This is a genomic window from Erwinia persicina (genome assembly GCF_014838825.1).
Classification (GTDB): Bacteria; Pseudomonadota; Gammaproteobacteria; order Enterobacterales; family Enterobacteriaceae; genus Erwinia; species Erwinia persicina_A.
This window is the reverse complement of sequence record NZ_JACYMO010000001.1, coordinates 1296843-1312252: the sequence shown is the minus strand read 5'-3', so window position 1 is coordinate 1312252 and position 15410 is coordinate 1296843. Positions and strand designations below refer to the sequence as shown.

Sequence of the window (15410 nt, the reverse complement as noted above, 5' to 3'; positions counted from 1 at the left end):
TTTATGATCGATGAATTTGAGGCGCGTATTCTGGGCCTGATTGATGACATGGTCGAGCATGCCAGCGACGACGAACTGTTTGCCGGCGGCTATCTGCGCGGCCACCTGACCCTGGCCGTGGCTCAGATCGAACTGGCCGGTGAGCATACGCCGGAAGCGCTGCAGGTTCAGGTACAGGAAAGCCTGGAGAAAGCGATTCAGGCCGGGGAGCTCTCGCCGCGTGACCAGGTACTGGTCACCTCCATGTGGGACAAACTTTTTCTGCAGGCGCAGTAGATGGCGGTCTGAGCGCAGGCCTGCCGGCGCTCAGAGGCCATTTTTTACCCGCACAATATCCGCCACAATCGCCAGCGCAATCTCCGGCGGCGTTTTACTGCCGATGGCCATGCCGACCGGAGCGCTGATCCGCGCCAGCTGCTGCGGCGTCACCTCTCCCATTTCGGCCAGTCGTATCCGTCTGCGCTCACTGTTGCGCCGGGAGCCGAGCGCCCCGATATAAAAGGCCGGGGTCTGACAGGCTTCCGCCAGTGTCAGATCGTCTATCCGCGCATCGTGTGTCAGACTGAGCACCGCAGTGTGGGCAGGGCAACCGTTCAGTTCCAGATGGCGCGCGGGAAAGCGGCGAACCAGCGCCACCCCGGCATAGCGCTCAGGATGCCCGGCAAAGTCCGCAAGGTAGGATTCGCGGTGTTCGCAGACCACCACAGGAAAACCCAGCATACGCGCAAAATGAATGCAGTAATCGGCCACCGGTGACAGTCCGGCAATCAGCAGGGAGGCGGTGGCCGCCAGCGTCAGGCTGACGCCGTCTGCGGCAGGCAGCGCTGGCGTACCGGCGGGCCTCAGACGGGCAGGTTGTCCGTTGACCACCTGCTTTTCCAGTATCAGTTCACCGCGCAACGCCCGTAACATCTGTGTCAGGTACGCTACGCTGTCGGCCGAAGGTGGCAGGTATTCAATCAATACCGTCAGACTGCCGCCGCAGGGCAGGGCAATATCCGGCGTCAGGCCACCCGTACCATAGCGCACCTGCTGGCTGGGCTGGCGGTACTGACCTGCAGTCACTCGCTGCAAAAAATCCTGCTCAATGCAGCCGCCGGAGAGCGATCCGCACAGGCTTCCGTCCTCACTGACCGCCAGCAGTGAACCGGGCGCACGCGGGGCCGATCCCCAGGTTTGCAGTACGGTACACAGCCACAGAGGCTGTTGTCTGTCCAGCCACCGGCGCGCGCTTTCCAGCACTGTGATATCCAGCGAGTCCACCGTCATGTTTTCTGCATCCAGTCGTCAGGAACATCGACGTCGCGAACGCAGCCGGGATCGTTCACCTTCAACAGCAAAGGTGGCGCGCCCTGGAGAAGCCGGCGTGCGCCATCCTCGCCTTTCAGGGTGAGCAGGGCATCACAGACGTCCGCACTGAAGCCGACCGGATGACCGGGCTGCTGCTGCCACAGGGGGCGGACAATATCGGCAAAGGCCAGAGCCTGACAGACCCGCCTGACCGTACTCAGCTGCAGCCAGGGCATATCCGCCAGCATCACCAGCCACCCGGACCAGTGTGGGCAGGCCGCTACGCCGGCAGCAATCGAGTCCCCGAGGCAGCGGCTTTCCAGCAGGGTCGTGCCGCAGCGGTAGCGTTGCGCAATCTCGATCAACTGGCCATCTTCAGGACGCAGCAGCACATTCACCCGCTTACCGCACGCCGCCGTTGCTAACTGCAGGCTGTGTGCCAGCAGCGGCAGATTGCAGCACGCCGGATGCCTGACCAGCAGCTTATGCTGCCCGTTCTGCTCGCGGTAGCGGCGGCTGTGACCGGCCGCCATGACTAACACGCCGACGCCCATTTATTCTGCTCCCTGCGGCTGCTGGCGGATTTCGGCCACCTTCTGCTCGAGTTCGTTCCACGGCGTCTGACCGGCGAGATCGGTCCGCATCCAGTTCAACAGCGTGGCAATCTGCCGGTCGCTCAGCTGGTGGCGAAAGCCGGGCATGGTACCCAGGTCCTGGGTTGCCGGGTGGTCAATGCCGTCCAGCACGATACGGATCAGGTTTTCCGGTGAGTCAGTATACAGATTACTGTTGAGCACCAGCGACGGCCGTACGCCGGACAGATGCGGGCCTTTCTGCTGCGAGTGGCAGGCCATGCAGGAACCGGCGTACTGACGCGCTCCGGCAGAGTTCTGTTGGAATCCCCGCTGCTCGGCGTCTGCAATCAACGTGGCGGCCTGACCGGCAGCGGGTGCCTGGAAGCTCATCAGCCAGTGCGCCAGCGCCCGCAGATCGTCCTCCGACTGATGTGCCAGTCCGGCCCCGATCACCGGCCCCATCGGGCCGGCCGCGACCCCATGCTCAGGAGAGAATCCGTAGCGGAAATAGTGCTGAAACTGGGCTTCGTTCCAGGTCACCGGCGCGGGTGAGCGTGCGTTCAGGGCGGGAGCGACCCACCCCTCAGCGATCCCGCCGCTGAGGAAGGCATCTCCCTGTTTTTCAGCGGCGGCCAGATTGCGCGGCGAATGGCAGGCGCTGCAGTGGCCCAGCCCTTCCGCCAGATAGGCTCCCCGGTTCCACACGGCATCATGCTGCGGGTCAGGGGCGCGTTCGCCCGGGTGCAGAAACAGCCAGTTCCATGCCGCCATGCCCTGGCGGATATTAAAAGGAAAGGTCAGCCGGGTCTCCGGTACGCGGTCGCTGACGGCAGGCTGGCTCATCAGGAAGGCATAGAGATCCTGCAGGTCTTCATTACTGGTATGAGTGAAAGCGGTGTAAGGAAAGGCCGGATAGAGATAATTCCCCCGGCGGTCGATGCCGTAGCGCATGGCTCGTAAAAATGCCGGATAAGACCATCGGCCAATTCCGTTGTCGACATCCGGGGTTATATTGCTGGTATAGATGGTACCAAAGGGCGTGTCCATTGCCAGCCCTCCGCTGTTGGGCGCGCCGCCCGCCCGCGTGTGGCAGGCGCTGCAATCGCCCAGTGCCGCCAGCGTTTTACCCCGGGCGATGCTGGCCGCTGAAAAGTGTGTCGTTTGCGGCGGGTCGATGGGGGCGATCTCTGGCTGCAGGCTGAACAGGGACGCGATGACGACAACCGCCAGCACAACAGTCCCTGAAACGCGTAGCCACTGGTTTCTTAGGGTCATACTTTACCTCCCTGTAAAGCGCGCAGGACGCGATCCGGTGTAAACGGCGGCGCGCGGAAGCGGATGCCGGTGGCATCAAACAGCGCATTGGCAATGGCCGCTGCGCCAGGCACGGAGGTGGACTCACCGGCCCCCATGGCGGGCTCTTCCGGGTAGTCGAGCATGGCAATCTCCACCTCCGGCAGCTCATCAAAACGCAGTAGCGGATAGCTGCCCCACTCAAGAGAGGTGGTGCCGCTGGCGTCAAAGGTAACAAACTCTTTCAGCACCCGGCTGGCGCACTGAATGACATTGCCGTGTACCTGATGGCGGACCCCGGCCGGATTGACCATTTCCCCGCAGTCGTGGCAGACGTAAATCTTATCCAGCCTGATTTCGCCGGTCAGAGGGTTAACGCTTAAATCACACACCCAGCCTGCCCAGGCGGCACCAAAGCCCGGGAACTGGCTGTGGATGTAGCGTGCCCAGGCAAAACCGCGTCCGCGCAGCCAGTCCCCTTTTTTCTGCGGCTGGTGATGCGGAGGGCCGCTCTGCCATTGAGCCATTTTTTTCAGATGGTTAATCAGGGTGATTGCCCGTGAGTCGTCCAGGTAATCCAGGCGCAGATCGATCGGATCGCGTCCGGCATGCCAGGCAACTTCATCTACCCAGCTTTCATGGGCGAAGACATTCGGCAGGGCAGAGACGCCGCGCATCCAGGATGCGCGCACCAGTGGGGCGGCATCCTCACAGATCATGCGCATATGCGGGAAGCGGTACAGCGGAATGGCGGTGCGATCCCCCATGGACTGCACCACCGGCTGATTAGCCACTTTCCCCGTCAGGATCAGCGGCAGGGTAGGAGCATTATTAGAGGGATAGCAGGTGCGGAGTGTATAGCAGGAGATGTTCATCATACGATCCAGTCCCCCCCTGACGCGGATGAGCTGGCCGGTGCCTTTCGGCTCCCAGGCCGCCTCCTGTTCGCGCATCAGCTGGACGCGCACGGGCTGCCCCGTGGCTCTGGACAGTAGCGCCGCGTCGGCAGCGACATCATCCGCGCAGTTTCGGCCATAGCAGCCGGAGGCTTCCATACGCTTCACATCGACGGCCGTCGCCTCCATCCCCAGCAGCAGCGCGATATCCTGCCGCAGATCGTGCGGGTTCTGCGTACCTGACCAGATCCTGGCCTGGCCGTCGCGGATATCGGCCACGGCGCAGGAAGGCCCGATGGAGGCGTGCAGCTGATAAGGCCAGACGTAGTCAGCATCCACCGTGATATGGCGCTTTTTCAGCGCGGCATCCGTACCCTGATCGTCACGCAGCACGCGCGGATGTTTTTCGCACTCAGCCAGCGTGTCATGCAGCTGATCCAGGCCCAGCGCCGGCAGTCCGGCCCAGGGTTTCCAGCTGACTTTCAGGGCGTACATGGCGGCAATCGCCTGCTCCTCACGCAGGGCAACCACCCCAACAAAGTCATTCACCACCACCACGCGGACGATGCCCTTCAGGTGTGCAATCGAACTTTCATCGACTGCGATCAGGCTGTTTCCCAGCGGGGCGCTGCTGTCGGCACCGCCATAGGGCGGCCGCACTACCCGCCCGTGCAGCATACCGGGTACGCGCAGATCGTGAATCCAGGTCAGCTCACCGCTTACCTTGGCCGGAATATCCACCCGGGCGACTGAGGTGCCGACGTAGCGTCGTGCAGAGTAGAGCGGAACCGTCGTGTCCAGGGAAAGGTGTGTGTCTTTTTCCTGTGTCAGCTGGCCGTAGGCCAGGCGGCGTTCCGGCCGCAGACTGTCGATGACCCAGCCTGATCCGGTGCGCAGCTGGCTAACGGGAACGCTCATAATCTTCGCCGCGAGCTGCATCAGCTGCAGGCGCAGCTGGCTGGCCGCCTGACGCAGGGGCCGTGCCGACACCTGTAAGGTTGCGCTGGCAATAGTCGGGCCCTGATCCGGCGTCAGGGCCGTATCGCCAAGTATCATCGTCACGGCGCTGAAGGGAACATCCAGAGCATCGGCAACGTACTGAGCCAGCGAGGTCCGTACCCCGGTACCCAGGTCAACATGTCCGTTAAAGGCGGTTACCTGGCCGTCCACCGACAGCGCGATAAAGCTTGCTACCCGGTTGCCAGGGGGGACGGCTGAGGGTGTGGCTTCTGCCCGTGCGCTGCCCGGCAGCAGGGTGCTGATGCCGATAAAGCCTCCAGCCTGCAACAGGCGTCGGCGGGTGAGATGAAACAGGTTCATGGCTGATTCTCCCCGGCAATGAGCTCGCGCGCCTTCCGGGCCGCACGCAAAATTTCCAGGTGGGTGCCACACCGGCACAGGTTAAACGCCAGTTCATCTTTAATCTGCTGTTCGGAGGCCTGCGGGAGTCGCCGGAACAGAGAGACCAGCGTCATGATCATCCCGTTGGTGCAGTAGCCGCACTGGGCAGCCTGCTCATCAATAAACCCCTGCTGCACCGGGTGCAGCCGGTCTCCCTCTGCCAGCCCTTCCAGGGTGGTGACGCGTTTACCTGCGACCGTATGGGCAGGGACGCTGCAGGCGCGGGCGGCGATACCGTCGATGTGAATGGTACAGGCACCACATTCGCCGATGCCACAGCCATATTTGGGGCCGTTTAACTGAAAGTCATTACGTAAGATATAGAGAATGGGGGTATCTGAATGCGCATCATCAAGGATGACGTGCTGGCCGTTAAGCGTGAATTCCATAGTAAATCATCCATTGATGGCCCGTCCTTTCCGTGTCGCGTCTGCGGGGCCAGAGACAAAAATGCCCCTGAAGAGTTCAGGGGCACAGATGAAATATTATGCTATTTAGTGCGATTTAGTAACGTTATTTAGTGGTATAAGCATTTTTCAACAAAGATAATTCTTACTTTAGCGGTTTCCCTTTCAGCAGCTTACGTATCCAGAACCGGTTGGGGCTGGTGGCGGCCAGCGTGGCGGCGTCGAGTGGGATCGGTTCGCCGCACAGCTGCGCGGCCAGCACTTCCGCGGCCAGCGGTCCGCTGCACAATCCGCGTGAGCCAAGGGCACCCAATACAAACAGCCCGCTATGGACCGGGGCGGGGGCGGGCTGTGTCTGCTGCGCCAGGGTTTCATACTGTTGCAGGGTGGCGTCGTAGTCCGGCAGGGCCCCCATCATCGGCAGATGATCACGCGTGGCAGCACGTACGCCGCAGCGGGCTTCGCCGTCGCTGACATTAATATCCAGCGGCCAGGCGGCATCGGGCAGGCAGCGGATCAGCCGCTCCCGGTTCTCCTGCTGGTCATCATCGCGGTAGTCGATAGCGGTGTCGCCACGATGATAGCTCGCGCCGATGCAGTGCTGACGGAACTGCGGGCTGACCGGCGTCAGATAACCGTCATAGCACAGAACCTGTTTCAGGGCTGACAGGGCCGGAGTGGTCGGCACGTGGCTGACCTGGCCGCTCACCGCATAGACCGGCAGTTTTTCACTCTGGCTGAACGCCGTCAGGCGATGGCCGGTGGCCAGCACCACGTTGCGGTGCGTGACGTCAGGCTGGTGGGCAAAGCTTAACTGCCAGCCCGACGGGTGTGGGGTTATCTGCGCGATCGCCTGCTGCCAGTGCAGAGTGGCTCCCTGCTGTGCTGCCCGTTGCCATAGCGCGGCGGTGAGCTCCGCCGGAGAGAGCCAGCCGCCCAGCGGATAGGCGATGCCACCACAGCCGGTGGTCACGCCGCACAGCGCCTCCGCCTCTTCAGCAGTCAGCGCGGACGCCAGCGCAGCCGGCAATTCCATCTGTAACATTTTGCTGATTTTATCCGCGCTTTTTTCATCAAAAGCCAGCTGGGTCACGCCGCACCAGTCGTGCTCAAAGGGCAGGCCGAGACGGTCGTAAAGGCGGCGTGCGAAGGTGAAGGCGGTAGGGAAGAACTGTGCCAGCGCCGGATCGTGAGGGTTGAGCAGTGGATACACCGCCCCCTGACGGTTGCCGGACGCGCCCTGTGCCGGACGGTCGTCGGCGCAGTAGAGTGTGACCTTTTTGCCCCGCCGCAGCAACGCCAGCGCCAGCAGTGCGCTGGCAATACCGCCGCCAGCCAGGGCGATATCCATGCCTTCTGCCGACGGACGGGCGTACCAGGGGGTGCGTGCAGGGGAAGGCACGGCGGCAGGCAGGCGGCCGACCAGCATCTCACGCTTCTCGCCGAAGCCTTTACGCTTGCTGACCTCGAACCCGGCCTCTGCCAGCCCGCGCCTGACGAATCCGGCGGCGGTAAAGGTCGCCAGCGTCGCGCCTGGACGTGCCAGGCGGGCCATACAGTCAAACAGCGCCGGCGTCCACATATCCGGGTTTTTTGCCGGGGCAAAACCATCCAGGAACCAGGCATCCACCTGCTGGTTCAGGGTGTCATCAAAAGTAGGTATAAGCTGGTTAATATCGCCAAACCACAGGTCGAGCGTGATGCGCCCGCCGTCCAGCAGCAGGCGGTGACAGCCCGGCAGCGGCAGCGGCCACTGCTCACGCAGCTGGCGCGCCACATCGGCTAACTGCGGCCAGCTGGCGTGAGCGGCCTCGAGATCGCTGACCGTTAACGGGAACTTCTCGCAGCTGATAAAATGTAAGCGCTGCAGCCGGGCATCCGGCTGATGCCCGGTAAAGGCATCGAAGGCCTGCCACAGCGTGAGAAAGTTCAGGCCGGTGCCGAAACCGGTTTCGGCCACGATAAACAGGTCGCGCGGATGGCTGGCAAAACGATCCGGCAGCTGATTGCCGTCAAGAAAGACGTAACCGGTCTCTTTCAGACCATTCTGGTTAGAGAAATAGACATCATCAAACTCTCGGGATACAGGTGTACCCTGATCGTTCCAGCGTAGCTCTGCGTACTCTATTGGTGCGGTTTTCACGGCAAAGGCTCATTGCTCAGGCAGTGGCGGGATTTTAACGATGTGCTTGACCCTACGCAAATTTACACAAGGAATATGCTGATCGGACTTGTTCGGCGTACAACTGTACGCTAGAGTGCCACTCGAATCCTAATTAGAAGTGAAAGAGGTATTGAATGAAACGTGCTGTGATTACTGGCCTAGGGATCGTTTCCAGTATTGGTAATAACCAAGAGGAAGTTCTGGCATCATTACGCGAAGGACGCTCTGGTATTACCTTCTCGCAGGAACTGAAAGATTCCGGTATGCGTAGTCACGTCTGGGGTAACGTTAAGTTAACGAAAGACGATATTTCAGCCCGTATTGACCGCAAGATGCTGCGTTTTATGAGCGATGCGTCCATTTATGCTTTCCTCTCCATGCAGGATGCGGTGAAAGATGCTGGCCTGACCGATGAGCAATACCAGAACAACCCGCGTGTGGGTCTGGTTGCCGGTTCTGGCGGTGGTTCACCGTTCTATCAGGCTGCCAGCGTTGACGGTATGCGCGCCAAAGGCCTGCGCGGCGTGGGTCCCTATATGGTGACTAAAGCGATGGCATCCGGCGTTTCTGCCTGCCTCGCCACGCCGTTTAAAATTCACGGCGTCAACTACTCTATCAGTTCTGCCTGCGCCACCTCTGCACACTGCATCGGTAACGCGGTAGAGCAGATCCAGCTGGGCAAACAGGATATCGTCTTTGCCGGTGGTGGCGAAGAGCTGTGCTGGGAAATGTCCTGCGAGTTCGATGCGATGGGCGCGCTGTCGACCAAATATAACGAGACCCCGGAAAAAGCCTCCCGTACCTACGATACCAGCCGTGACGGCTTTGTTATCGCCGGCGGTGGCGGTATGGTCGTGGTGGAAGAACTGGAACACGCCCTGGCGCGTGGCGCACATATTTACGCTGAGATCGTGGGCTACGGTGCCACTTCAGACGGCGCGGACATGGTAGCGCCGTCAGGCGAAGGCGCAATGCGCTGCATGCGTATGGCGATGGAAGGTGTGGATACTCCTATCGACTACCTGAACACCCACGGTACCTCTACGCCGGTAGGCGATGTGAAGGAACTGGGTGCTATCCGTGCCGTCTTCCCGGACAAAACGCCGGCAATGTCGGCCACCAAAGCCATGACCGGCCACTCGCTGGGTGCCGCAGGCGTGCAGGAAGCCATCTACTCCCTGCTGATGCTGGAACACGGCTTTATTGCGCCAAGCATCAACATCGACGAGCTGGACCCGGCGGCAGAAGGCCTGGATATCGTGACTCAGCCTACCGAGCGTAAGCTGACCACCGTGATGTCAAACAGCTTCGGCTTCGGTGGCACCAACGCCACCCTGGTGATGCGCAAACTGGCATAATCTGCCATCCTGCCGTGCTGACAAAGGGGCGACTGAGGTCGCCCCTTTGTTTTGCCTGCTACTCTTCCCGCAGCGCCAGCGGGCGCTGTCGTTTTGGCATGCCGGCAACCACCCGATCGTACGACTCCCGCACCAGCTGCCTGACTAATCCTTCCGTAATCTGCTGACCCGCATAAATTGAAATCCAGTGGCGTTTATTCATGTGGTAGCCCGCGTGGATGCTGTCGTAGATTGCCCGGTGCAGTTCGCCCTCTTCAGGGCGGCACTTGAGGTTCACTATCCGTTCACCCCGTACCTGTGACATCAGGACAAATATCTTGCCGCGTACCTTAAACACCTCATACTCCGGGCCAAACGGATAACAGAGCTCCGCCTCCGGCTGCTCACCAGCGACCTGTCTGGCAATATTCTGTATCTGCTCTCCATCCACTGTCGCTCTCCTTCGGGATAATGTTCTTCCCGCAGGCTAGCACAAAGGCGGTGCTTACTTCACCGGTGCTGATGATTTATGTGGGTCAGCGGTGTTTTCCGGGGTGTGGTAGTAGTGCCAGGTATCATAGGGCAACATCAGCGTGTCCCCGACAATCGACACGGGCAGATCCAGCCAGCACCAGAAGCAGTCGTGCAGCGTGTGGTAGTCGAGCTGCGTACCCGCATAGAACGAATTTTTCGGGTTATTACCGACGGTATGGCTGGTGATGGTCGCGCAGCCGCTGAGTAGCAGCATGATAAGGGTAAAGCCGGTTTTCTTGAGCATAAGGACATCCCTGTGGTTATTGCCGCCAACAGGGTAGGGGAAAGCGTGAGGGAAGAGGGGGATGATAAGTGCGGGATGGGAATAGGGTCGAGCATGTCCCAATAAAAAAAGCTTACTTGATTTATTTCAACTTAAACATGATGTTTCTCTGTGCTGGTAAATTTAAGTGGGTGGGAGTGTTATGCTCTTCTTGTTTAACGCCATTCATGGCAAAGTAGTAAGTCTTGATTACTCAAATGGAAGTGATTACTTATGATTATTGATACTGCTAGCAGCAATCTAAGCTTGTATTTAAAGGCAACTCAAAATTTAAAAGAAGATGATTATTCCAAAACAATTTTGATCCATGTAATATTATAGTGTTTGATTCAATTTCTGGAACTTATTCTTTCGGACACCTTAGGTATCAAGAGCATCTTGCATCACTCGAGCTACAACAAAATAGATCTATAGAAATATTCCATTATTTGAAAAACGATTGGTGGCGTGGAAGTCTGTGTTTATATGCTCAGTGTTGCGAGTTTCAATCTTTGATTGAAGGATTTACTCATAAATATCATAACATTGGACCAGCACTAATTACTTTAAGAGAAATGGCAAAATACCGACCAGAACGTGAACGGAAATTAGTTCTTCAACTCATAAAGGACTACGAAAGAACAGATGATAGCTATTATTATACTAATGAGTATGACCTTAATGGACGTTGGGATGAAGGGTTATCTACTTTTAGATGAATTATAGATATATTTAAGGTTAATTTAAAAACTTTGGGTAAATTTCATTTACCCAAAGTTTGGCTATTATATATTTTAAAATGGATAATCTTGATTTTTATCTTGCGGGGGGTTCATCTTTTAAGACTTTTTTTCGGAAATTATTCTTTGTGCTGCTTAATCTATTTTATGGGGGGGTTGTGATATTTATAGGATGTAAGATAATAAAATTAATTTTTATTTAAATAATTAAGTGCTTTGTTGGTTTATTAAAGTGATTTTTTTAAGAAAAATCCCAGTTAAACATCACCAGTCCGCAATGGCGGCAGACAAACTTATAAACCCCCTGATCGCCACCCGGCTGATAGTCGGCCATAAACTTTGACCAGCTTTCTGCATCCATTTCGTAATCGCTTATCCACTTCTGGCGGGTTTCTGTACTGGCTTCGGCAACGTCTTTCGCACTGGCATCGCCGTGATAAACGCAGGCATCGTTGCAGTGAGTTACCCAGCTCTGATCCTGCCAGGAGCTGTAACCCGGCGTGCTTTCGCAAACTTCCGCCGCGATTTCATCATCAAGTGCTTCATCATAAAGATCGTTAAAGCTGCATGCGTACTTAGCGGCTGCGCTGCCGTCATGGATGCACCACGGGCACAGGGTGATATCGCTGTCACCGACCCTATAGATGGTGCCGTTATAGTGGCGGTCAGTGTCTTTACCACAGCATTGGCAGGTGGCGGATTGATGGATAAAGACATCGCGAGTGAAGTCAGCGCTGAGGTAGGTAAACTGCGGTAACGGCCTGTTCATTAGGGAGCGTCCATAAAGGTTTTAACGGATAATATCGCATCGTTATCCGTCAGAAAACCTTATCATTAAACCTGTTGAGTAAATTCGGGTGGTCAGATCACAGACGGCATGAACAATAGCCGTTATTGTTGTGTTCCACACAGGACGTGTAAGGAATGAATAAATGGATACTGTAGAGGAACTCAACGGGACATATTTCTATGCAGGAAAATCTAATCTGACCGCTGCTGAACTCCTGTTTATGATTTTTTGTGAGAGCACTGCAAGCCAGTTCGGTATAGGCGTAGCAGATTTCGGTGCCATCGTTGCCCTGGTCTCTGGTCGTAACAATCTCTCGACAAGAGCAAAACCCAGTAATGCCACTAAGGGGACTTCCTACGCCTCCAAAGCAGCGCGAGTTGTATTCAAAAAAACGAAATTTCCTTTTGGTATTTCATTGCCTACGTGGCTTGGCGGCTACACTCCCTGGACCGCAAGACGGGTTATGGTCCATAATATTTCACCCTTTGTTGGCCGTTCTATTCCTCTGATCGGTGTGATTATTATTGCCTCTGATGTCACGCAAATCACCTACCGTACTCTCCGCGATTACAACACCATAGCCAGAGGAAACGATAAGTTATGGTAGACAGTATTGAGCAGTGCGTTTATCAACTCGTTCGTCCTTATGCCGGGACGTATCTTTTCAACATTAATACGGTTGAGTTAACACCTGAGACAGATCTTGATACTGATTTGAGCCTTGATGATCTTGAGGCAGAAGATTTGATGAATAAGTTCTTTGATACATTCAATGTGGAAAGGGGCTGTTTTAATATTGAAACGTATTATCCCGATGTTCCTTTTTCATGGAATCCCTTAAGGAAAACGCAACCTGTTCCCGTTCCAGACTTAACAATAGGAATGCTGGTTGAGTCAGCAAAGTCAGGGAAATGGTTGTACGACTAATCATATGCAAGGAGCTAAAAATGGCGGTACCTGTACACTTATTTTTGACCGATGACGGTGGCGCAACAATTCGTGGATCTTGTGATGTTGCAGGCCGTGAAGGAAGCATTGAACTCAGGAGCCTTCATCACAGCCTGACAATTCCAACTGATAGGGCTACGGGGAAAGTGACTGGCACACGTCAGCATTACCCTTTCCAGTTTACGAAAGAACTCGATAGCTCCTCTCCTTATCTGTTCAAAGCGGTAGCAACAGGGCAGACACTGAAATCCGCAGCATTCAGTTTTTATCACATTAACGATGCCGGGCAAGAGGTGGAATATTATCTAATCACTCTTGAAGGGGTGAAAGTTATTAGTGTCAGTCCTGTTATGCACGATACGCGAGGCTGCCCTGGTACTGGTCACATGGAAGAGGTCGCTCTAAGCTACGAGAAAATTACTCATCTGTATAATGACGGTAATTTGTTAGCACATGATGCCTGGAACGAACGACCTACTGCATAAGAAAAAGGGAGGGACGTGTTAGTTGAGAGCCTTTAGCATCACTCCTCCCTCAACACTTTCCCCACATTCCCCCCCGGATGCACCTCCAGCAGGTTTTTCTTGCTGAAACCGCTCTGCGACATCAGCACTGCGATCATCGCGTCAAACACCGCCAGCACGCTGATAATAGAAGTGGTGGCCAGCATCTTCAGTGGATCGATCTCCTGCGATTTTGGCATCAACAGCAGCAGGTCGGCAGCCCAGGCAATGGCAGAGTGGGCGTTTTCAGTGACGCTGATCAGTGTACAGCCCTTGACGTTGACCGTATGCAACAGCCGGGTGAGCTCCTCCGAGTTACCGCCGCGCGACAGCATGATCAGGATATCGCCCTTGCGCAGGAAGCCGATATCACCGTGGGCGGCATCGGCGGCGCTTAACCAGATCGCCGGGTGTTCAATGCACGCCAGCATATGAGCAATTTTACGTGCTGCAATGCCGGAGGTGCCAATCCCGGTCACAGCGATCTTGCCGGGGCAGGTGGCGAGGGCGTCCAGCACTGCCAGCCACTGCTGACGGTCAAGCTGGGTGTGCAGTGTATCCAGCGCCTGACGGTAGGTTTCCCAGGCTGTGCTGGCCTGTTGCCAGCTCTGCTCCGGGGTCATCTCTCCTCCTGCATCATTTGCTGATATTTCATATGGTCGTGATACAGCTCACGGAACACGCGGTATTTACGATCGTAATAGCGTTTGATCTCATTGGTCTGCGGCGTCACGGTTTTGCCAATGCGGCTCATGGCATTCATCGCTTCCGGCAGCGTGTCATAGACGCCTGCCGCAACAGTGCCCATCATCGCGCTGCCCAGCAGCATTGATTCACTCTCCTCTGCCAGCAGCATGGTACAGCCGGAGGCGTTAGCGTGCTCCTGCACAAAAACAGGATTTTTGGTGCCGCCGCCGCTGGCCATAATGGTGTCAATGCTGTAGCCCGTCTGGTTCATGGTTTCAATAATGTGCCGGGTGCCAAGGGCAATGGCCTGAATGGTCGCCAGATAGTGCAGGGCCATATCTTCCGGGGTGCGCGACAGCGTCAGCCCGGTCAGGATGCCGGTCAGGTTCGGATTTGCACGCGGTGAGCGGTTGCCGTGGAAGTAGGGCAGCATATGGATATCGCGGGTCAGAAAAGCAATCTTATCCGCGTCACCGGCCATCTTGCGCAGCAGGGCATTGAGGACCTCATAAATAGTTTTGCCCTGAGCCTGCCCCTGCTCCCGCAGTTGGGTATAGCAGGGGTGTGACTGGATCACATGGTCTATCAGCGCTCCGGTAGCGGACTGCCCGCCCTCGTTCAGCCAGAAGTCGGGCAGTACCGCCGAGAGGTAAGGCCCCCACACGCCTTTAATAAAGCGCGGCTCACGGGAGATGGCCATATGCCCGGTTGACGTACCACCAATCAGTGCAATGCGGCGGTCAAAGTCAGCCAGTTCACCGGAAGGACCGGCAGCGCCCAGCGTCCCCAGGCTGCCGGCGTGGGCATCGATGATGGAAGCGCTGACCGGCGTACCGGGCAGCAGGCCCAGTTCGCTGGCCGCACGCTGCGTCAGCCCGCGACCCAGCGGTTCACCCATGCCTTTAACGTCACTGCCAATTTTCGCCGCATCGTGCTCCAGCAGATCCTCCAGCCCCACCTGTTTGAAGTAGCTGCTATCCCAGCCGTCCTGGTGCGCCAGCCAGGTCCATTTGCACACCAGCGAACAGACCGAACGGGTCACATCGCCGGTGGCGCGCCAGGTCAGGAAGTCGGGCAGGTCAAACAGGTGCCCGACGTTCTGCCAGCTGGCGGGCATATGCTGCTTCAGCCACAGCAGTTTCGGCGTCTGCATTTCCGGAGAAATCACCCCGCCGACATAATCCAGCACCGGGTGTTTTAACGCATTGATACGTTCCGCCTGAACAATGGCGCGGTGATCCATCCACACAATAATATTTTGCTCGCTGCGCCCGGACGGGCTGACCGTCAGCGGCTGGCCCTCTTTATCCAGTACCACCAGCGAACAGGTGGCATCAAAACCCAGCCCTTTAATCTGTACCGGATTGATATTGGTCTGATTAATGGCATCGCGCACGGCCTGACACACCGCCTGCCAGATATTGTCAGAAGACTGTTCAACAAAGTTAGCCTGCGGGCGATACAACGCGATCTCACGGCTCGCCTGGCCCATCATGCGCCCGGTAACATCAAAAATGCCTGCGCGGGCGCTGCCGGTTCCCACATCCACACCAATATAATAGCTCGCCATTTTTATCCTCAGT

General features: G+C 56.9%; 17 protein-coding genes. 6 read left to right on the top strand and 11 right to left on the bottom strand.

Annotation, left to right across the window (positions count from 1 at the left end; genetic code table 11):
• The first annotated feature begins 3 nt into the window (after positions 1-3).
• Entirely contained in the window at positions 4-276 is a 273-nt protein-coding gene (locus IFU29_RS05885; RefSeq protein ID WP_191933050.1) for a YfcL family protein, read from the top strand.
• Positions 277-306: 30 nt separating this feature from the next.
• Here the strand turns inward: IFU29_RS05885 and IFU29_RS05880 are convergent, their stop codons facing one another.
• The 6 genes from IFU29_RS05880 to mnmC form a co-directional block, all read right to left on the bottom strand.
• Positions 307-1269: an XdhC family protein gene (locus IFU29_RS05880; protein WP_194710586.1), complete on the bottom strand. Its 963-nt coding sequence runs from the start codon at positions 1267-1269 to the stop codon at positions 307-309.
• Positions 1266-1844, bottom strand: coding sequence for a nucleotidyltransferase family protein (locus IFU29_RS05875; protein ID WP_191933049.1), 579 nt, complete (start codon positions 1842-1844; stop codon positions 1266-1268). The genes IFU29_RS05880 and IFU29_RS05875 overlap by 4 nt, the downstream gene beginning before the upstream one ends.
• Positions 1845-3140: a cytochrome c gene (locus IFU29_RS05870; protein WP_191933048.1), complete on the bottom strand. Its 1296-nt coding sequence runs from the start codon at positions 3138-3140 to the stop codon at positions 1845-1847.
• A complete protein-coding gene (locus IFU29_RS05865; RefSeq protein ID WP_191933047.1) occupies positions 3137-5374 on the bottom strand; it encodes a xanthine dehydrogenase family protein molybdopterin-binding subunit in 2238 nt (745 codons plus the stop codon). Before IFU29_RS05865 ends, IFU29_RS05870 begins: the two co-directional genes overlap by 4 nt.
• On the bottom strand, positions 5371-5844 hold the full coding sequence (locus tag IFU29_RS05860) for a (2Fe-2S)-binding protein (RefSeq protein ID WP_191933046.1): 474 nt from the start codon (positions 5842-5844) through the stop codon (positions 5371-5373). Before IFU29_RS05860 ends, IFU29_RS05865 begins: the two co-directional genes overlap by 4 nt.
• 163 nt (positions 5845-6007) lie before the next feature.
• Entirely contained in the window at positions 6008-8005 is a 1998-nt protein-coding gene (mnmC, locus tag IFU29_RS05855; RefSeq protein WP_191933045.1) for a bifunctional tRNA (5-methylaminomethyl-2-thiouridine)(34)-methyltransferase MnmD/FAD-dependent 5-carboxymethylaminomethyl-2-thiouridine(34) oxidoreductase MnmC, read from the bottom strand.
• A gap of 155 nt (positions 8006-8160) precedes the next feature.
• Between mnmC and fabB the strand changes: the two genes are divergently transcribed.
• Complete coding sequence (gene fabB, locus IFU29_RS05850) at positions 8161-9384, top strand: beta-ketoacyl-ACP synthase I (RefSeq protein WP_191933044.1); 1224 nt, start codon at positions 8161-8163, stop codon at positions 9382-9384.
• A gap of 58 nt (positions 9385-9442) precedes the next feature.
• Here fabB and IFU29_RS05845 read toward each other — a convergent pair whose 3' ends face one another.
• Both IFU29_RS05845 and IFU29_RS05840 read right to left on the bottom strand, forming a co-directional pair.
• A complete protein-coding gene (locus IFU29_RS05845) occupies positions 9443-9814 on the bottom strand; it encodes an MmcQ/YjbR family DNA-binding protein (protein WP_191933043.1) in 372 nt (123 codons plus the stop codon).
• 54 nt (positions 9815-9868) lie between these two features.
• Entirely contained in the window at positions 9869-10141 is a 273-nt protein-coding gene (locus IFU29_RS05840; protein ID WP_191933042.1) for a YceK/YidQ family lipoprotein, read from the bottom strand.
• Positions 10142-10500: 359 nt separating this feature from the next.
• Here IFU29_RS05840 and IFU29_RS05835 point away from each other — a divergent pair, with 359 nt between their 5' ends.
• Entirely contained in the window at positions 10501-10878 is a 378-nt protein-coding gene (locus tag IFU29_RS05835) for a hypothetical protein (RefSeq protein ID WP_191933041.1), read from the top strand.
• Positions 10879-11140: 262 nt separating this feature from the next.
• Here IFU29_RS05835 and IFU29_RS05830 read toward each other — a convergent pair whose 3' ends face one another.
• Entirely contained in the window at positions 11141-11668 is a 528-nt protein-coding gene (locus IFU29_RS05830) for a CbrC family protein (protein WP_191933040.1), read from the bottom strand.
• A gap of 163 nt (positions 11669-11831) precedes the next feature.
• Here IFU29_RS05830 and IFU29_RS05825 point away from each other — a divergent pair, with 163 nt between their 5' ends.
• From IFU29_RS05825 to IFU29_RS05815, 3 genes are read left to right on the top strand one after another with little or no spacing between them, the layout of a single operon-like run.
• Positions 11832-12296 carry an STM2901 family protein gene (locus IFU29_RS05825; protein WP_191933039.1) on the top strand — a complete coding sequence of 155 codons (465 nt, stop codon included), beginning with the start codon at positions 11832-11834 and terminating at the stop codon, positions 12294-12296.
• Complete coding sequence (locus IFU29_RS05820; RefSeq protein WP_191933038.1) at positions 12290-12616, top strand: DUF1493 family protein; 327 nt, start codon at positions 12290-12292, stop codon at positions 12614-12616. Before IFU29_RS05825 ends, IFU29_RS05820 begins: the two co-directional genes overlap by 7 nt.
• 20 nt (positions 12617-12636) lie before the next feature.
• On the top strand, positions 12637-13122 hold the full coding sequence (locus IFU29_RS05815; RefSeq protein ID WP_191933037.1) for an Hcp family type VI secretion system effector: 486 nt from the start codon (positions 12637-12639) through the stop codon (positions 13120-13122).
• A 38-nt stretch (positions 13123-13160) separates the two neighbouring features.
• Here IFU29_RS05815 and IFU29_RS05810 read toward each other — a convergent pair whose 3' ends face one another.
• Both IFU29_RS05810 and IFU29_RS05805 read right to left on the bottom strand, forming a co-directional pair.
• The gene (locus IFU29_RS05810) at positions 13161-13763 is read right to left on the bottom strand and encodes a KpsF/GutQ family sugar-phosphate isomerase (RefSeq protein ID WP_191933036.1); all 603 of its coding nucleotides are present in this window, start codon (positions 13761-13763) and stop codon (positions 13161-13163) included.
• Entirely contained in the window at positions 13760-15397 is a 1638-nt protein-coding gene (locus IFU29_RS05805; RefSeq protein ID WP_191933035.1) for an FGGY-family carbohydrate kinase, read from the bottom strand. Before IFU29_RS05805 ends, IFU29_RS05810 begins: the two co-directional genes overlap by 4 nt.
• Positions 15398-15410 lie beyond the last annotated feature (13 nt).

Coding starts and splice junctions, on each gene's coding strand:
- IFU29_RS05805 (WP_191933035.1), bottom strand. CDS start 15,397: ATGGCGAGCTATTATATTGGTGTGGATGTGGGAACCGGCAGCGCCCGC.
- IFU29_RS05875 (WP_191933049.1), bottom strand. CDS start 1,844: ATGGGCGTCGGCGTGTTAGTCATGGCGGCCGGTCACAGCCGCCGCTAC.
- IFU29_RS05825 (WP_191933039.1), top strand. CDS start 11,832: ATGGATACTGTAGAGGAACTCAACGGGACATATTTCTATGCAGGAAAA.
- IFU29_RS05865 (WP_191933047.1), bottom strand. CDS start 5,374: ATGAACCTGTTTCATCTCACCCGCCGACGCCTGTTGCAGGCTGGAGGC.
- IFU29_RS05820 (WP_191933038.1), top strand. CDS start 12,290: ATGGTAGACAGTATTGAGCAGTGCGTTTATCAACTCGTTCGTCCTTAT.
- IFU29_RS05830 (WP_191933040.1), bottom strand. CDS start 11,668: ATGAACAGGCCGTTACCGCAGTTTACCTACCTCAGCGCTGACTTCACT.
- IFU29_RS05860 (WP_191933046.1), bottom strand. CDS start 5,844: ATGGAATTCACGCTTAACGGCCAGCACGTCATCCTTGATGATGCGCAT.
- IFU29_RS05810 (WP_191933036.1), bottom strand. CDS start 13,763: ATGACCCCGGAGCAGAGCTGGCAACAGGCCAGCACAGCCTGGGAAACC.
- IFU29_RS05880 (WP_194710586.1), bottom strand. CDS start 1,269: ATGACGGTGGACTCGCTGGATATCACAGTGCTGGAAAGCGCGCGCCGG.
- fabB (WP_191933044.1), top strand. CDS start 8,161: ATGAAACGTGCTGTGATTACTGGCCTAGGGATCGTTTCCAGTATTGGT.
- IFU29_RS05885 (WP_191933050.1), top strand. CDS start 4: ATGATCGATGAATTTGAGGCGCGTATTCTGGGCCTGATTGATGACATG.
- IFU29_RS05870 (WP_191933048.1), bottom strand. CDS start 3,140: ATGACCCTAAGAAACCAGTGGCTACGCGTTTCAGGGACTGTTGTGCTG.
- IFU29_RS05840 (WP_191933042.1), bottom strand. CDS start 10,141: ATGCTCAAGAAAACCGGCTTTACCCTTATCATGCTGCTACTCAGCGGC.
- IFU29_RS05815 (WP_191933037.1), top strand. CDS start 12,637: ATGGCGGTACCTGTACACTTATTTTTGACCGATGACGGTGGCGCAACA.